This window comes from Photobacterium swingsii (assembly GCF_024346715.1).
In the GTDB taxonomy this organism is placed as follows: Bacteria; Pseudomonadota; Gammaproteobacteria; order Enterobacterales; family Vibrionaceae; genus Photobacterium; species Photobacterium swingsii.
The window spans coordinates 1,797,446-1,814,977 of sequence record NZ_AP024853.1 but is presented as its reverse complement, the minus strand read 5'-3'; the positions used below and the strand labels follow the sequence as shown (position 1 = coordinate 1,814,977).

The 17,532-nt window shown below is 41.2% G+C and carries 13 protein-coding genes and 1 tRNA gene; 9 read left to right on the top strand and 5 right to left on the bottom strand.

Features of this window, described 5'->3' with window-relative positions:
- The first annotated feature begins 2 nt into the window (after nucleotides 1-2).
- Complete coding sequence (locus tag OCU77_RS25130; protein ID WP_144414928.1) at nucleotides 3-410, top strand: VanZ family protein; 408 nt, start codon at nucleotides 3-5, stop codon at nucleotides 408-410.
- An 88-nt stretch (nucleotides 411-498) separates the two neighbouring features.
- Here OCU77_RS25130 and OCU77_RS25125 read toward each other — a convergent pair whose 3' ends face one another.
- Complete coding sequence (locus tag OCU77_RS25125) at nucleotides 499-1,644, bottom strand: right-handed parallel beta-helix repeat-containing protein (protein ID WP_048900250.1); 1,146 nt, start codon at nucleotides 1,642-1,644, stop codon at nucleotides 499-501.
- Between the two features lie 550 nt (nucleotides 1,645-2,194).
- Between OCU77_RS25125 and OCU77_RS25120 the strand changes: the two genes are divergently transcribed.
- Nucleotides 2,195-3,490 carry a DEAD/DEAH box helicase gene (locus OCU77_RS25120; RefSeq protein ID WP_048900249.1) on the top strand — a complete coding sequence of 432 codons (1,296 nt, stop codon included), beginning with the start codon at nucleotides 2,195-2,197 and terminating at the stop codon, nucleotides 3,488-3,490.
- 110 nt (nucleotides 3,491-3,600) lie between these two features.
- Nucleotides 3,601-4,841, top strand: a protein-coding gene (locus OCU77_RS25115; protein ID WP_390624771.1) for an IS3 family transposase whose coding sequence is annotated in 2 segments (ribosomal slippage) — nucleotides 3,601-3,973 and nucleotides 3,973-4,841 — 1,242 coding nt in all. Because the reading frame shifts where the segments join, the coding sequence is not laid out codon by codon here.
- Nucleotides 4,842-4,926: 85 nt separating this feature from the next.
- On the opposite strand, the gene OCU77_RS25110 is transcribed toward OCU77_RS25115, so the two are convergent.
- Both OCU77_RS25110 and OCU77_RS25105 read right to left on the bottom strand, forming a co-directional pair.
- On the bottom strand, nucleotides 4,927-5,163 hold the full coding sequence (locus OCU77_RS25110; protein WP_048900123.1) for a hypothetical protein: 237 nt from the start codon (nucleotides 5,161-5,163) through the stop codon (nucleotides 4,927-4,929).
- Between the two features lie 70 nt (nucleotides 5,164-5,233).
- Nucleotides 5,234-6,151, bottom strand: coding sequence for a LysR family transcriptional regulator (locus OCU77_RS25105; protein WP_048900124.1), 918 nt, complete (start codon nucleotides 6,149-6,151; stop codon nucleotides 5,234-5,236).
- Between the two features lie 183 nt (nucleotides 6,152-6,334).
- On the opposite strand from OCU77_RS25105, the gene OCU77_RS25100 reads away from it, so the two are divergent.
- The 5 genes from OCU77_RS25100 (at nucleotide 6,335) to OCU77_RS25080 (ending at nucleotide 12,285) form a co-directional block, all read left to right on the top strand.
- On the top strand, nucleotides 6,335-6,745 hold the full coding sequence (locus OCU77_RS25100; RefSeq protein WP_048900125.1) for a VOC family protein: 411 nt from the start codon (nucleotides 6,335-6,337) through the stop codon (nucleotides 6,743-6,745).
- 66 nt (nucleotides 6,746-6,811) lie between these two features.
- Nucleotides 6,812-7,336, top strand: a complete 525-nt coding sequence (locus OCU77_RS25095) for an NADPH-dependent FMN reductase (RefSeq protein WP_048900126.1) — start codon at nucleotides 6,812-6,814, stop codon at nucleotides 7,334-7,336.
- 253 nt (nucleotides 7,337-7,589) lie between these two features.
- A complete protein-coding gene (locus tag OCU77_RS25090; protein ID WP_048900127.1) occupies nucleotides 7,590-8,600 on the top strand; it encodes a manganese-dependent inorganic pyrophosphatase in 1,011 nt (336 codons plus the stop codon).
- A 321-nt stretch (nucleotides 8,601-8,921) separates the two neighbouring features.
- Nucleotides 8,922-10,115 (top strand): NupC/NupG family nucleoside CNT transporter, encoded by a 1,194-nt coding sequence (locus tag OCU77_RS25085; RefSeq protein ID WP_048900128.1) that lies wholly within the window; start codon nucleotides 8,922-8,924, stop codon nucleotides 10,113-10,115.
- A 529-nt stretch (nucleotides 10,116-10,644) separates the two neighbouring features.
- Nucleotides 10,645-12,285, top strand: a complete 1,641-nt coding sequence (locus OCU77_RS25080; protein WP_048900129.1) for a pullulanase-associated domain-containing protein — start codon at nucleotides 10,645-10,647, stop codon at nucleotides 12,283-12,285.
- 135 nt (nucleotides 12,286-12,420) lie between these two features.
- On the opposite strand, the gene OCU77_RS25075 is transcribed toward OCU77_RS25080, so the two are convergent.
- Both OCU77_RS25075 and OCU77_RS25070 read right to left on the bottom strand, forming a co-directional pair.
- Nucleotides 12,421-13,686, bottom strand: a complete 1,266-nt coding sequence (locus tag OCU77_RS25075; RefSeq protein WP_048900130.1) for a RidA family protein — start codon at nucleotides 13,684-13,686, stop codon at nucleotides 12,421-12,423.
- A 1,024-nt stretch (nucleotides 13,687-14,710) separates the two neighbouring features.
- A tRNA-Ser gene (locus OCU77_RS25070) sits at nucleotides 14,711-14,801 on the bottom strand.
- Nucleotides 14,802-15,117: 316 nt separating this feature from the next.
- Between OCU77_RS25070 and OCU77_RS25065 the strand changes: the two genes are divergently transcribed.
- Nucleotides 15,118-17,292, top strand: coding sequence for a sensor domain-containing diguanylate cyclase (locus OCU77_RS25065; RefSeq protein ID WP_048900131.1), 2,175 nt, complete (start codon nucleotides 15,118-15,120; stop codon nucleotides 17,290-17,292).
- Nucleotides 17,293-17,532: the final 240 nt, after the last annotated feature.

The following is a 17,532-nucleotide window of genomic DNA, read 5'->3' as shown; positions in this document are numbered from 1 at the left end:
CCATGAAATCATGCTCACTGATGCTGCCTGTAAAAACCATAAAGACCTATATCGCTAGAGTTGCTTTTTGTGGTTACTTTGTTTTTATCACTGCCATTTCACTATCCGCTGGGGCGGAAAAAAATAGCCTGTTAGATTTACAGCAATATGGTGTGTTATTTCTCGATAAAATGCTTCATCTTGGCGCTTATGGTGCATTCGCACTACTGGCTAGCCAACTCGATTTGTCCTTTCGAAAATTTATATATACCTGTGTAGGGTTAGCGAGTTATGGTCTTCTTTTGGAGTATTGCCAAGGCCAATTCATTCTGAATCGAGAAGCATCATGGCTTGATGCGATAGCAAATGTTGCGGGGATCATTTTAGGATTTATGATGAGTTATAAACGCGTACGGCAAAAGGGACAATAAGTAACCTTAGTGCGGTAATTCTATCAATAAGGCCAGCTCAAGCTGGCCTTAATCTGCAACTGCATTAGCGGTTTAGTCTTAATTTACGTTAAAGGCCAATGCTTGGTAATTCAGGAAATGGGCCTAACCCATAAGCTGCTCGATCGGCATAAAACTGGTTGCCACTTTGATAAAGCGCAACATCATTCATTGTTCCAACAAATTTATTCTGCGTCACCATTTTTGGAACACTTTGGGTACTGTTAGATATGCCAAGGAAATGATTACTGCCATTACGCTCCAAAATAATAATATTATCCGTAATTTCTACCGAGTGCGTAATAGCAGGGTCGACAGGGTTCACTTCATAACCATAGCCAAGTAATTGGTTATTAGCAGAATTAGGCCCTTGCTCTAGCACACTTCCTCGAATAACTAATTTTCCTGCATTAGGCACATCGACTAAACGACTATCATTGCCTGTTAGAGATGCAATTTCACTGTATTCAATAATGGTTTCTTTCGCGCGCGATTTAATTTCATGGCCTTCATCTTTAGAGCTATAAAACTTACTGTATCGAACTTCTAAACGGTCAGCTTTGTTCACATAAATGGCATGTGCTCGCCCAGCCTTACCTAAATTTTTGAAACGGCTATATTCAATTTGAATTTTACCAGAGCCATCATTGGCTAAAATCCCTTGCTCACTATCATGAAAATACACGTATTTGAGCAATAAATTTTTACCTTCTTGACGAATACAGGCACCATTTTGATCAGGAACAGTCACACCACTGCATTCTATTTGTTCCATAGTGGTGTCATTTCCCTGTATCACGAACGTCGCTTTACCGCCGACCGCACCGCCAATAAAGTGTGTATTCGTGCTGCCTTGAATCGTAACGTTACTCGCCCTTACTGTCATACCTTGTCGGTAAGTACCATTACCAATAATCAAAGTGCTGTTGTCTTTCAAAGCATTTTGCGCATCGGCTATATTGGTATAATTCACACCATCCACTTCAAATGTATTATCAGGCACAGTCGGTGTTGGCGGTAGCGGTTTAGGCGGTGGGATCGGCGTTGGCGTAGGCCCTGGTGTTGGGTTGGGTAATGGGCTCGGAGTTGGAGTAAGCTCTGGGGTTACAGATTTCTCACTCCCTGTACTACCACCTTGGCACGCGGTTAAACCAATAAGACAACTTAACACTACGGCATAGCGTACTTTTTTTATTTGTTTTTTACTCTTCAACATACTAATCAACCGCTTCCTGTCCTGATTCATTATCAAATTAAGCGAAGCGATTCTATGCAGTTGTCAGTTCGCTATGTCAGCGATATGTTAGAAGACATTGTTCAATTTATATCTTTTTGTTTCACAAAGACATTTATCTAACCATATAAAAAACATTGATATAACAGACAGATAAACCCAAAAGCCAGCAATAATAGTCAAATAAGTTCATTGATTGCCTTTTTATACAGGCATTTTTATATGAAGAATCACGACGCCATAACTAGCGATAACCGCTTTACTACATATACAGGGCAATCTACGAGCAGATGCCTGACAAGCACATGAGTTTATTGCGAGAATAACCATAATAAATGTAGTGCTTCCCTCTAAAACTGTGCATTTTTGTGTTTTATCGGCTTTAACTGTACAAATTCCCTTCGTACATTCACAATTAGTCACCACAGCCACTGATTATTCCTCTATAATCAGCGACCGTATTTTTGGTCAGGCGCTGTTTCTCTTTCTACGATGAAAGCCATACAACAGCCATCTGCTTTAGGAACAAAGAATGTCATTTTCATCACAAGGTTTTTCACCTGATATTGTGCGCGCATTAACCGAGTGTGGTTATGAAAAACTCACTCCCGTTCAACAACAGGCTATTCCTCACGCTCGTCGTGGTCACGATATCCTTGCACATGCACAAACAGGCACAGGTAAAACCGCAGCATTTTCTTTGCCTATTATTCAGCAGATTTTTGATAAGCAAAAATCGCGTAGCCGTTTTAATGTTCGCGCATTAATTCTGGCACCTACCCGCGAACTTGTTGACCAAATCGCTCACAACATCGAAAGCTACACCAAATACACCGACATCTCTGTTGCCGCTGTTTTTGGTGGCGCAAAAATGTCATCACAAGAGCGTAAGCTAGAAGCGGGCGTCGATATTCTGGTAGCGACACCAGGCCGTTTAATCGAGCACATTGAGCTGGGTAACGTTAGTTTTGCTAACCTAGAATTTTTAGTATTCGATGAAGCTGACCGCATGCTAGACATGGGCTTCATTAATGCGATTCGCACCATCATGGGTGGCATCAGCCAACACCCACAAACTATGCTGTTCTCTGCGACATCATCAGCACAGATGAACGCATTAGCACAAGATTTATTACGTAAGCCAAAGCGCGTTATTGTATCAGCTGAAAACACAACAGCAGAGACGGTTTCGCACGTGGTTTACCCTGTTGATGAAGACCGTAAACGTGAGCTACTGTCTGAATTGATTGGTAAGAAAAACTGGCAGCAAGTGCTTGTCTTTGTAAACTACAAAGAAACAGCAAACCAAGTCGTAAAAGAACTTAAACTTGATGGCATTAAAGCGGTTCTTTGCCATGGTGACAAAGCGCAAAGCGCACGTCGTCGTGCACTTGAAGAATTTAAAACAGGTAAAGCACGTGTGATGGTAGCAACAGAAGTTGCGGCGCGTGGTCTGGATATTCAAGGCTTACCGCACGTTGTTAACTACGACATGCCTTTCCTTGCGGAAGATTACGTTCACCGTATTGGCCGTACAGGTCGTGCAGGGCAACAAGGTCACGCAGTGTCTTTTGTTAGCCGCGAAGAAGAGCTAACGCTGGTACAAGTTGAAAAACTGATTCAACAGCGCATTAAACGTGTTCAACTTGCAGGTTACGAGCCAGCAGACCGTGATGCACTTTTGCTTAAAATGAATACCAAGCCTGCATTTAAAAACCGCCAGGGCCGTACTAACAACCCTGAAGAACAAGGTTCAGCAGAACGCCGTCTTCGTTTACGCCGTGCGATTCAAAGTAAGTCGAACAAAGTCACTCGCCTTAAAAAATAACGTAACAAAAACGCGTAAGCAAAAATGCAAAAGCCCGCTAAAAAATAGCGGGCTTTTTTAATTCATTGCCTGTCCCGTCCTGAAATGTGTTTACACATTGAGGACTAATGATGACCATTCCAAATAAACACTACGTTAAGCGCACTCAGCGTGATTACACACTAGGCTTTAAATTACAGGTTGTAGACGCCATCGAAAAAGGCGACATGACCTATAAACAAGCCCAATCAATTTACGGCATACAAGGTCGTTCGACCGTTCTTACTTGGTTAAGAAAGCATGGAAAATTGGATTGGACTACCTGTCCAAGGAAGAACACGATGCCAAAGTCACCAAGAGCGAATGAAACGCCGGCCCAGAAAATAAAACGACTTGAACAAGAGCTCGAAGATGAACGCCTTAGATGTCTTCTTCTCAACAGAGTTGTCGATATTCTTGACGCTGAGCATGGGATGTCGCTAAGAAAAAAGTATATAGCGAAGGAGCAAGAAGCCTTCAAAAAGAGAGGAAAGTAAGCTTAAGTAAAGCTTGCTCATTGCTCGATATATCTCGTCAATGTGTCTATCAGAGAGAAAAGCGTGAGGCAACTCGTCAGGCTGAGCTTGCTCCTGTGAGAGGAATGGTACTGGAACTAAGACGCTTCATGCCTCGACTAGGAACTCGTAAGCTCTATTTCTTACTGAAACCTAAGCTGATAGCCAAGGGAATAAAACTTGGTCGTGATGCTTTGTTTAATTACCTCAGAGAAGAACGCTTACTCGTTAAGCCGAAACGGAGTTACACCAAAACAACGAACAGCAGGCACTGGATGAAAAAACATCCGAACTTGCTAAAAGAAGTCGTTCCGTCAAAACCAGAAGAGGTTCTGGTGAGCGACATCACTTATGTTCAGTCGAGCGAGGGTGTTCACTACTTATCATTAGTTACCGATGCCTTCAGTCGTAAAATTATGGGGTATGAAGTCAGTAATGAAATGAAAGCGAGTGATGTTGTGAAGGCTTTAGATATGACGCTAAAGACTCGATGTTATCGTCATGCGACAATCCATCATTCAGATAGAGGACTTCAGTATTGCTCTAGCCTTTATCAAGAGAAGCTTAAAAAGCATGGCATAATACCATCAATGACGGATGGATATGACTGTTACCAAAACGCGTTAGCTGAGCGGGTCAATGGTATCCTCAAGCAAGAGTTCTTGCTTACTCAGTGCAAAGGTCTTAACGAGTTAAAAACGCTTGTTGAAGAGTCTATATATACGTATAACGAAATGAGGCCGCATCTTAGCCTTGGCATGGATACGCCAAATAAAATGCATGAAAAAAGCCAGCAACTTGCGTTACTGGCTTACTAAAATCGTCAACGTATTTTAGGACGAGACAGCCTGTATGCACCAGTATATCAACTTGTGTCAGGCGCTCTATTGAGCCGTTACCGTACTAACGGCGGCTAATATCTTCGTACTCACCATCAATTACATTACTACTACCTTGATGTGCTGTGTGCATCTGGCCGCGGTTAAATCGGGTTTCCGCGTGGGCGTAAGCAAATTTACGTTTGATGAATGGTGTTGTAAGTAAGGCTGCAACACTAATGAAAAGACCCATTACCGTTGCCATAATCAATGTAAATGCACCTACAATCAGTGCCGCAATACCAGTCAAAATATTCTTCATCGTCTATGCCTCTTCTTTATGTTCTTTCAGACTAACTGAACAAAGATGAACGATATCTGAACATACCGTATTATTTTCTGTCCGCGCTATCACCTAATTCGTGCAGTATAAAATCAATAAAGCTTCTTACCTTTGATGACATATGCTTACGGCTTGGATACATCATATACACATTGATGGTTTGCAATTTAAAGTCAGTAAACAAAGGAATGAGTAACCCTCGCTCTATCTCCGATCCTAGGTTAAATTTAGGCAACCGCGTTATCCCCTGACCCGCAAGGCACAGACCTAACTCCATCTCAGAACTGTTCGTCAGCACTTTGCTTTGTACTTGAACCGAGTGATGTTGATTATCTTGGTCGGTGAACTGCCACACATTCGGGGTTTTCAAATTGCTATAACTGATACAGCGGTGATTCGCTAAATCGCTTGGGTGTGAGGGTGTACCATAACGTTTAAGATACTCAGGTGAAGCCAACGTAATACTATGCGACTGAAAAATAGGGCGGCAGATTAAGCTTGAATCTTCAATGTTAGCAGATGCTCTAATTAAAAGATCGAACCCTTCAGCAACCATATCGACTCGGCGATCATTCAGATCCAGCTCTAAATTTACCTCAGGGTACTGCGCCATATATTTAGCCACTACAGGGCGAACCCGAGAAATACCCAAGCTAATCGGACATGAAATGCGTAATAAACCTCGTGGCTCAACCTGCCCACCCGTCATCGCTAATTCTGCTTGTTCTGCATCGAAGAGTAATTGCTGGCATTGCTGAAAGTAAATCTCCCCTTCTGACGTCAAACTCAATGATCGCGTTGTTCGATGCAGCAAACGTACACCTAACCGCTCTTCCAGCTTATTGATTTCTTTGCTGATGTAAGACGTTGAGTGCCCACTATTGTCTGCCGCCTTAGTAAAGCTGCCACTGTTAACCACTTCAACAAAAATTATCATTCCATCAAGTAAATGTGCATTAAACGCCATTATTTTCCCCGCCTCGCTTATGCAAACTGGAACCAATAATCAGATCCACCACGCCCTACTCTATTCCCTATGATGAAGGATTAACAGTTATTTGGAAACAATACATCCACAGTGTAGCTATTAATGAATTCTGAGTTGTAATTTATAGTTACTTCATCGGCAACATAACAGATGGCGGCGACGATGAAAGAAATAACGCGTGTTAATCATATTGGCTTGCGAGTGAGAGACTTCATTACTGCTCGAGACTTTTATAGCAAGCTAGGCTTTGAATACATCACAGGACCAAGTGGACCAGAGCCCGTCGCCATTATTGAGCACCCTGCAGGCATTAATATCAATCTGATTTTGAATGCCGCACAAGGTGACAGTACAAATCAATTAATGGATGTTGAAACGAAACACACAGGTTATACCCATGTTGCGATTGAAGTCTCAGACTTAGCTGAAGCACTAAAACATTTAGCAAGCCATAACATACCGCTTAGCGGTGGTCCGATGCGCCATCCAACCGGTGAGTCAGTATTTATTCGAGACCCTGATCGTAACGTTATCGAATTTATTGAATATACTGGATTAAATGCATTCAACTAGTCAGCGTGACTTAGAGTAACAATGCTCAACATCCAATACATAGAATTAGAATTTTAAGGAATCATGATGAAAGTATTAGCATTTGCAGCAACAAACAGTAAGCAATCAATCAACAAACAGTTAGTCACGGCGGCCAGCCAATTCGTTGAAGGCGCTGAAGTTGAAATCTTAGACATCAACGATTACGAAATGCCTCTTTTCAGCATGGAGCGCGAACAAGAACTGGGACAGCCTGCGCTTGCACAAGCTTTCTTTAAAAAGATTGGTGAAGCAGATGCATTAATTGTGTCATTTGCTGAACATAACGGCTCTTACACCGCGGCCTACAAAAACCTGTTTGATTGGACATCGCGTATCGATCAAAAAGTATTCCAAGGTAAACCTATGCTGTTACTTGCGACTTCCCCTGGCCCTGGTGGTGCGAGTAGTGTGTTAGCGGCGGCAGCAGGATCAGCGCCATACTTTGCAGGGGAAGTTAAAGCTCAGCTCTCTGTACCAAGTTTTTACGACAACTTTGATCCTGCGACAGGTACAGTAACGAACCCCGAGATTCTAGATCAACTTAAATCGGCCGTTGCCCAGCTTAGCTAATTTTACTGCTTATTCAACAATGATCTCGCTGTAATGCTATAACAGCATTACAGTGAATTATCCTTCCAGTAAATAATCTATTCACTAAAGAGAAGCGTAAGTAAATATTAATAGAGTTAGTCAAACTAGTCTTATTTCCTATTTTAGTCAGGCTATTGTTTTGATTTCACTCGCAGAACATACAAATGCCATTATGTGCGCTCATATGTCTCTATCACTATGAATCACAGCGAAAACAATAATGGATTAAATTATGAAACGACGTTACCTCGCTGTGCTACTTTCTATGATCAGCGCATCTAGCATGGCTTTTGACCTCACAACACCCCAAGTAAATAACACTGATAACCTTGTTTGGACGGGTCACTTAAGTCCTGATACTGACACCGTTACATCAGCTATTGCAGCGGCGCACATCTATGGTGGTACAGCAGCCGTTCCTGAAGATATCAACCCAGAAAGTCACTTTGTGCTTGAGCACTGCCAAACTACAGCTCCAAAATTACTGAAAGATGTATCAGCTCAACAATTTGGTTTAGTGGATTTTAACCAGCAGACGCAACTTCATTCCTCAATAGATGCAAAGAATATTGTCGCTATTGTTGATCACCACGCTATTGGCGGTAACCCAGTAAACATGACACAAGTAGCGGCTATTGATATTCGCCCTTGGGGATCGGCAGCAACGATTCTTGCAAACCATGCTGAAACACTTGGTATCGATCTTCCCGCTAATATAGCCTGTACAACACTAGGTGGCATTTTATCTGACACCATGGTGTTCCGTTCGCCAACGACAACGCAATACGATCGTAGCTATGCAGAGAAACTAGCGAAACTTGCAGGTATTAAAGACATCAACGCATTTGGCGAAAAAATGCTGGAAGCCAAATCTGACCTAAGCCATGTCAGTGCCGCTGATATTCTGACGTTAGATTATAAAAACTTCGCTTACGGCGGTAAAAAAGTCGGGATTGGTGTGGCGGAAACCATTACAGCTCAACAACTGTTAGACAGAAAATCTGAATTTATTGCGGCAATGAAAGCCTATAAAAAAGAAGCGGGGTTAGATCATCTCTTCTTCTCTGTAATTGATACCAAACACAAGCGTGCCAACCTTTTATGGATTGACAGCGCTGATCAAAAGATTGCCAGCGCTGCATTTAAAGGACAATCTCAAGAGAAGTGGTTAATTCTAGAGGGTGTGACATCACGTAAGCGTCAAATTGGCCCAGCCATTCAAAAAGCCGTAGAAGCAAATTAATACCAGATTTCACATACCCCAACGCCCTTCATAACATTTGTTGTGAAGGGCATTTTATTGCTCTTGCCAATACCCTATTCAACACATTCACCTTAAGCATGCTCCATTCATCGAAAATCAGGTTTCATTATTAATGCTTGTGCAATTTATTTAGATAAGCATGAATAAAATTTCTTAAAATCCTTTCAACACAATTAGTTATCAGCTAAAAAATCAATACAAACCAGTTCAATAAATGAGATTCAAGTCACCCTAAAGAGGTAATTCAGATGGGAGCATACACATAGAATTTGAGAATAATCACAAATGGTACATACACCCATGCCCTACTTACATTTTATCTTTGGTCTTGCCGTCGTCGCCGTTCTTGCATTATTAGCGAGTAAAGATCGTAAAAACATTAAACTCCGCTATATCATCCAGCTACTCGTTATTGAAATGAGCGTAGCTTACTTCTTACTCAATTCATCTGCGGGTACAGGTATCGTTACCGAGTTCGCTGAAGGTTTTAACGGCCTAATGGCTTTTGCCGCAGAAGGGACGAATTTCGTCTTTGGTGGGCTAATTAATGAAGGGGGTTTCGACTTCTTCTTACAAGTCTTAATGCCTATTGTCTTTATTTCTGCACTAATCGGTATTTTACAGCATATTAAAGTGCTTCCTATTGTGATCAGCGCCATTGGTTACTTACTCTCGAAAATTAATGGTATGGGCAAGCTAGAATCTTTCAATGCCATCAGCGCCTTGATGGTTGGCCAATCTGAAAACTTTATTACCTACAAAGCTATTTTAGGCAAAATGTCCGAGCGTCGTATGTACACCTTAGCAGCAACGGCGATGTCGACTGTATCTATGTCGATTGTTGGTTCTTACATGCAGCTAATCGCACCCAAATATGTGGTTGCGGCGCTATTTTTAAACATGTTTAGCACCTTCATTATTCTGTCTATCATCAATCCATACGATCATGAAGCAGAAGAAAACTTTGATGATATGGTGGCAGAAGCAGAAGGCGAGCGCGTTACTTTCTTTGAAATGCTTGGCGAATATATCCTAACAGGCTTTAAAGTCGCCGTAATCGTTGCAGCAATGCTGATTGGCTTTATTTCACTGATTGCCATGATCAACAAGGGCTTTACGGTTGCACTGGGTATTAGCTTCCAAGATCTGATTGGTTACGTCTTTTACCCTGTTGCTTGGTTGATGGGTATTCCAGCCAGCGAAGCACTACAAGCAGGTAGTATTATGGCAACTAAACTAGTTTCGAATGAGTTTGTCGCTATGATGGCACTACAAGAGCAGCTAGATACACTATCTGCCCATACGATTGGTACAATTTCGATTTTCTTGGTGTCATTCGCTAACTTTAGCTCTATCGGTATTATTGCAGGTGCCGTCAAAGGGGTGAACGAAGAAAAAGGTAACCTTGTCGCGCGCTTCGGCTTACGCTTACTGTATGGTTCAACCTTAGTCAGTATCCTGTCTGCAATGATCGCTAACATTATGATGGCTTAACGCAGTCTCCCCCTACTCACCATCAAGCATTCGCGTTGAATGTATCACACTAACAAAGCCGGCTTATGTCGGCTTTGTTGTATTCATCGGCTGTCAAAGACTTAATTACTCATGGCTCTCTTATATCTATCCGCCTACATATCTCCAATTTCGTACAATTCAAAAAATAAGCTGAATGTTACCGCGCGGTAACCAATATGCTACTTACGCATATATTGTTAACCACCGTGTGAGATAAAAGTCAATTTCCGCTTGTAAGAACTCCCTAACTCATTGACGTGGCAGATAAGTTTGCTCAAGAATGCATTGCTCACAATAAATTCGGTCACTATCAAAGCAACCTGCTCATTGGCTAAACAATCATATTTAATTCACGCAAAACAACTTAACAAGTAAAGCCAATCTACATATTGCATTTCAATACAGCACCTACGCTGTGAACTATTACAAGGTATCTGACAGGATTTGCACCCAAACAGGACGGTGAATTGCCCTGTATTTCAGTGGTTTTAATGTAAGGAATGTAGATATGAATCTTAAAAGGGCTTTGCTCTGCTTAGTCGTGAGTCTCGCTGCTGGTTGTGGCGGCAGTTCTGAGAAAACAGATAGCACCACCCCAGCGACCACCGCTATCACATCAACAGCATTTTCAAACTCCTACCTGCCAGCCCAAGGTGGCGCAGTGTGGCGTTATGATGTTGCTGATTCTAGCGAGAGCATCACGCTGTCGAGTAGCAATGTTATTAAAAATAACGGCCAAGAAAGTGTAGAGTTAACATGGGATCACAGCGGATATAAGCAGACGCTACGCCAGAAAAATAATGCCGTCTATATCGACCGTATCAAACTCAATCAGGTTACTGTCGACAATAAAGACTATCAAGTTGAAGTCGATTTATCAGAAAACCCAGCATTGCTACTTCCTGAATATGCGGTTATTGGCGATATGAAAGGGAGTGATGGCTATCATGATATGAAAGTAAAAATATCCCCCAATGTCGGGCCAGCATATGGTGAGTATACATATGAGTGGTCATACAAAGGTACTGAAACCGTTAAAACCACTACTGGCAGCTATGAAGCCTTACATATTCGCTACCGTCTTATCCTTTCTATATCTGTCACGACACAAGATTATGGCACGATAAATACTACGGTAGATATCAACCAAGGTTTATGGCTAGTACCTGGTATCGGTATTGTTAAACTAGCCGACTATAGTGTAACCAGTTCTAGCGCTGCCAGTTCTACCCCATTTATTGCTGTGCTTAGTGGCTTTAATAAATACAAAAATGAAAATAACGTCATCGCCCCTTTACCTGAAAAGATAACGATCGCATCAGATAGTCCATGGAAAAATATCCATAGCTTCTACAAACTCAACGAGTTATACGGGAACTGGGAGAATGAATACCAGTGCGATAGCAATACAGAGTACAGCCCTTCATTCAAACTGTCGTTAAATGAAACCAGCTATACACTGCGTACGCTTGTAACCAATAACGAGAGCTGTAATCAAGCAAAGGCTCACGAATATATCGAGTCTGGTACTTATAAACTGCTTGGCCACGACATTATAGATACCGATTACTTACGCTTGGAGTTGATGCCAAGTTCATCGGAGCAGAACTACTACCGATTTGGCAATTTAGTGCACAATACCCATAACTTTGCTTACACTCATGAGATCAATTTGGCTAGCGGCAAAAACGGAAGCCTCAAGTTAGCCGTCGATACGATTCCAGAAAAGTTTATCAATCAACGTTTCTACACAAATTTAAAGAGTGCAAAAGCGAAAGCACCTAACATCGAAGGTTTGGAAAAAACAGCACTGGTTTATTTTAGAATGTACGATGACGCTATGATGATCGCCCCAGAAGAGGACTTTGCCGGTTGGGGAATGCAGGTATGGAATGATAAGCACTGTGATTCTATTTTGGCGTCACAACTCAAAGACATCTCCTGGGAGAAACCCCTTCAGCCTCTAGGCTATGATCCAAGCTACGGTATTTATTTTGAGTTAAAAATAAAAGAAGGAAATACAGGCTGCGCGAATGTGATTATCCATAAAGGCAATCAACAGGCTGTCGATGATAATATGACATTGGATTTATCCGCACCGCTTTATTCTACTATCACCTATCAAGACACTGAAATTAGTTATAACTGATCATCTTGAAATAACAAAAAAACAGGCTTTATCATTTACCCGTTAATACACGGTTCAAATGATAAAGCCTGCCAATTTATATTAATATGATGCAGCTTGCCTTAATAAAGACAGAGCAAGCTGCAATCTAAGCAATTAAGCTTGTGGAAGTGTACCTTCACCGTTAGAAACAACAGCGTCGATTTGAACTAGTGCGCCCATTTCGATTTGAGAAACACCAACAACTGTACGTGCTGGAAGGTCGCCGTTGAAGAATGTTGTGTAAACTTCGTTTACTGCATCGATATCAGCAACATCTTTAAGTTGGATGTTAATTTTAACGATGTCGTCCATTACGTGGTCAACGCTTTCAACGATAGCTTTGATGTTTTTCATGCACTGCTCAGCTTGCTCTTTAGCACCGCCAGCTACGATTGCGTTTGTTTTAACGTCAACTGGAAGTTGAGCTGCAACGTGGTTGTAGTGAGAGAAAGCAACTGTTTGTGTGTGTAGTGGGTTACGTGGTGCAGCATCTGTATTGTTTGCACGGATAACGATGTTGTGACGGTCTTCAACTTCTTGTGGAGGTGTGCCGTCGCCGTGAGATACAGAAGCATCAATTTGAACTAATGCGCCCATTGGTAGTGCGTCTGCTGCGATAACAGAACGTGCAGGTACATAAGCAACTGTACGAGCGATAGCTGAATCAGGGAAGAACGTTGAGTAAACTTCGTTTACTGCGTCAGCATCAGCAAGATCAGTTAGGTACATGTTGATTTTAACGATGTCATCGAAAGGTACATCGATGCTTTCTAGTACAGCTTTCATGTTTTTAAGACACTGAGCAGTTTGCTCTTTCACGCCGCCTTCTACTAGTGCGCCTGTTTTAGCGTCTACTGGTAGTTGAGCAGAGATGTTGTTGTAGTGAGAGAAAGCAACTGTTTGCGTTGAAACTGGGCTTTGTGGTGCATTTTCAGTGTTGCGAGAAAGCTTGATAAGAGCACAAGGAGCTTGTGGAGCAGTACCTTCACCGTTAGAGATAAGCGCATCCATTTGAACCAAAGCATCACCCATTGGCAGTGCGTTAACTTGAACAACTGTGCGAGTTGGTAGAAGGTTAGTGAAGAATGTCGCGTAAACTTCATCTACAGCTTCAATGTCTGCGATGTTTTTAAGGAAAACGTTAATTTTAACAACGTCGTCCATTACATGGTCGATGCTTTCTACGATAGCTTTGATGTTAGTTAGACATTGTGCTGCTTGGTCTTTTACGTCACCAACAACGATTTCACCTGTTTTAGGGTCTACTGGCAATTGAGCCGAAAAGTTATTGTAGTGAGAGAAAGCAACTGTTTGAGTTGATAGAGTGCTTTGAGGTGCGTTCTCAGTATTACGAGAAACTTTGATGATCGCGTCAGTCATTGGAATATTATCCTATTATATAGTACATAAATACGTTTTTATATTGAACGTAACGTATTTGAAAGAATGTTCGAAGTGGCGCAATAGTAAGTGAAATAATTAAGGGTAAATGTGACGCAGCTCTAAACATCTTTTCACTAGCATGCCGAATAAATAGGATAAATAATCACTTTACGACTAATTATCCACGTTTTTATTAATAATCTGGGTATTTCTACATTTTATATTTATGTTCGATTCGTCAATTGTGAATATAATCTCATCGAGTTGAATGACATATTTTGTGGATTTCGTTGAATTATGATAACCAGTTCACAATAAGTTTGCCAAAGTTAATACCTATACACCATTAGAGCGACGTTTATGCCGTTATAAATGCATAAATTCTCTTAAAAGCGAAATACATCTCCATTTCTGGTAATGAAATTGTTAATTATGTTATTAAGGGTGAGTGGAATAAAAATACTGACTATTTCAATGAATATAATAAAAGCACCTCTTAAACAGAAAGGCATAGCTAAGCAAACATTCCCTCTTACTTTATTAAAGGATTGAGATTTAGCGACGTTGTTATTTTATAGCGGCAAGATCAGTTTGTACCTTTATTAGCGTAGCAAAGTGAATCACTCGCATACCCTGCCTCATCAGCTGCTCATGATCATGGCCAACAGTTTTTTCCACCTCGGCCTCCAACAAATACGAAAAAGCCCAGCACATCTATTAGGCTAATCTGAAAGTATCGGAGTAATACGGATTTACTGCTTACAAGTTCGCCGCCTTCGGGCTATTGCTTTTTCACGCCTTCGGCACAGGCGATGTGCTTTCACTTCGCTCAGGTGCTCCCTACTCTAGTCTTCGGCATCCTACCTATTCATTGCCATGCATCAGATGCAAAAAAGCCAGCGATTAAGCTGGCTTCTTTAAAATTGGCGGAACGCTGTGGGTATGGCAGATTTGGTACACACCCTTTTCATTTCCCTCAAACGTAAAAAAGGCGCTAATAAATTAGCGCCTTTCTTGAAAGTGGCGGAGAGATAGGGATTTGAACCCTAGATACGCTACAAACGTATGCCGGTTTTCAAGACCGGTGCTTTCAACCACTCAGCCATCTCTCCATGGCGCGAATAATACGGGTGCAGCAGATAGCTGTAAAGAATAAATTCGACATTTATGTTCAGACGGTTGCTAAATAACCATTATGTCTCTATTTAGCCACTGAGTTATCACTTGCGCATATCATAAGATCACATATAAGAATTATTATTACAATATTTACCGCCAGTATATGGAAGCAATATATACTTTATTACTGATGCTTATTGTTAGTAAAAACAAGAATATTAATAGCTAAATGTACTATTGTTTACACCTTTTTATTACGGTATAACGTTCTATATTTTGCATGATGAATTCATTCCACGGATTGGCACCATGAGTAAAGCGCGTACACTTTCTCTCATTCTCACTAAACTGACACGCCTTCAGCAATCAACAAAACATGACGCTGTTAAACAGCTACGTGCTGAAATCAATCAAATGATTGCCATCGAAGGCATCACCCTACCTGATGAATATGATTGCTTTTTAACGGCTTACGATGTGTACCGTAGCCATACTATTGAACATGCAATCCCCTATTTCATCCATTGTCAGATACTCTGCAATAGTAATAAAAACAAAGTTCTGCATCTGTATTGTGATGTTCACCTAGGCACAATTTATTCACTCATTGGTCAATATCACCAAGCTTTGAAGCACTTCTTAGCAGCTCAGCAAAGTAATACCGTCGAAGACGAAAACTTAAAACTCTTACTTAACCTCAATGTTGGTGATACTTACTTATCGCTTGGCGATTTTGAGCGTGTTAAAAGATACTGTTTAAAAGCTGTAGATCTTGCCAAATCCAACAATGAACAAAGCTGTCTAACCCTAGCGCTGGACAATATTGCGCTAGCAGAAGGACACCTTGGGTGTCTAGACGGTGCTTTTCATTACATTGAACAGAGTATCGCTATCGCCAAAGCACTCGATTGCTCACGCTCTATGGGTTTTGCCTATGCATACAAGGCTCGCTTGCTTACATTAAAAGGCGAATATGACATTGCAACGCCGTTCTACCGTAAAGCGGATTTGTCTTTTCTTCAAACATACGAATATATGGGGCGCAGTGACAACTTGTACCACTACGCCCTACTGTTAAAAGCATCCGGCAAACTGGATTTGTCGCTAGAACGATGCCATCAGGCACAGTTACTGATTCATAAAGAACAAAACTACCAGCTAAGAATTCAACTGTATCGACTTGAAGCTGAAATTCATCACCAGCATGGTGATCTCGTGTTAGAAAAAGAAGCGATAGCGAAACAAGCTGAACTCGCCAACCAAGAGCTTAAACGTGCCACAAGTAATGAGACTGAATATATAGAAAGTATTCTTAAACTGGGTGAGCAAAAACGTGAACATGATTCATTACAGATGTTACACGGTAACTTAAAGATCATTACGCAGATTGGTCAAAATATCGCTACGGTCAATAATCTCAATGACTGCCTACTTGATGTGTTTAATCAAATTAACAAGATCATCCCCATCCATGTTTTTGGGATCGCGCTTTATAACGAAGATAACCAAGTTCTTAATTACAACCATTTCATTGAAGATAGCGAACTGATTACTCCTTTTACTATTAGCTGTGAGAATATTTCAAGTTTAGAGGCATACTGCATTCATCACCAAAAAACACTGTTGCTGAACACAAGTTCTGAGAAAGAAGTTTCAACATACATTAATCTCAACCATTTAGATCGACAGATGTACTTTGGTGATGGTGAACGTAACCAATCTGCCATCGTTACGCCTATTAATTTAAATAACAAAACTATCGGTGCGCTATTTTTAGAACATAAAACTGCGTATCTATACCAAAGCTACCATTGTGATCTCGCAGAACAGTTAGCCAGCTTTATTGCAGTATCACTTGAAAACCAGCGACAAACGCAAATACTGCGCAAACAACAGCATGAACTTGAGATTATTAATAACAAGTTAGATAGCTTGTCGCGACAAGACCCACTGACACAACTACTTAATCGCTATGAATTAGAGAAAGTTGTGCCTAAGTTATTGCATAACGCGCAGCATTCTCAGCAGCCCATCACCTGCTTAATGATCGATATTGATTTTTATAAAGGTTATAACGATTATTATGGCCATCATGAAGGTGACAAAGTACTTGCCCAGCTATCTGCCATTTTTAAGCAAGAATTTACTTTCAGCGATGATTATGTTTTTCGTTTCGGTGGCGATGAGTTTTTAGTGATCTTGTACGGGCAACCGCTTGAGATTTGTCATCCGAAAGTGCAGAAGGTGCAACATGCGGTTGAACAACTTTCTATTCCACATCACGCTTCCAAATGCGCTTCTATTATCACTCTTTCAATTGGGGGCTATTGCTGGTACCCAAATACTGCAGATGAGATGGACATTAACGGCTTAATTCAATATGCAGACGAAGCGCTCTACCATGCAAAAACACAAAGCCGAAACACCTTTGTTGCTTATGAAAGCCATACGTTAGTAGCACCAACAATTAGAGAGCATCAATAACCATTTGATCTTGTTACTGAAAAAGAAAAGCCGCACCATTGCAGTGCGGCTTGTTTGTTTTTATCCTTAGTCTACTTAGTTCAGTACACTCAAGGCCATTTGTTACTCTACGTTGTTACTGTCTATCTTTATTTCATGTACGTTACTAGTACATTTGAGTCGTGTAACATTGTACTTGGAGCTATGTTGCTATGTCTCTTGTAACAAATGTAACTTTATATCAGGCTCCGCCACTCACTA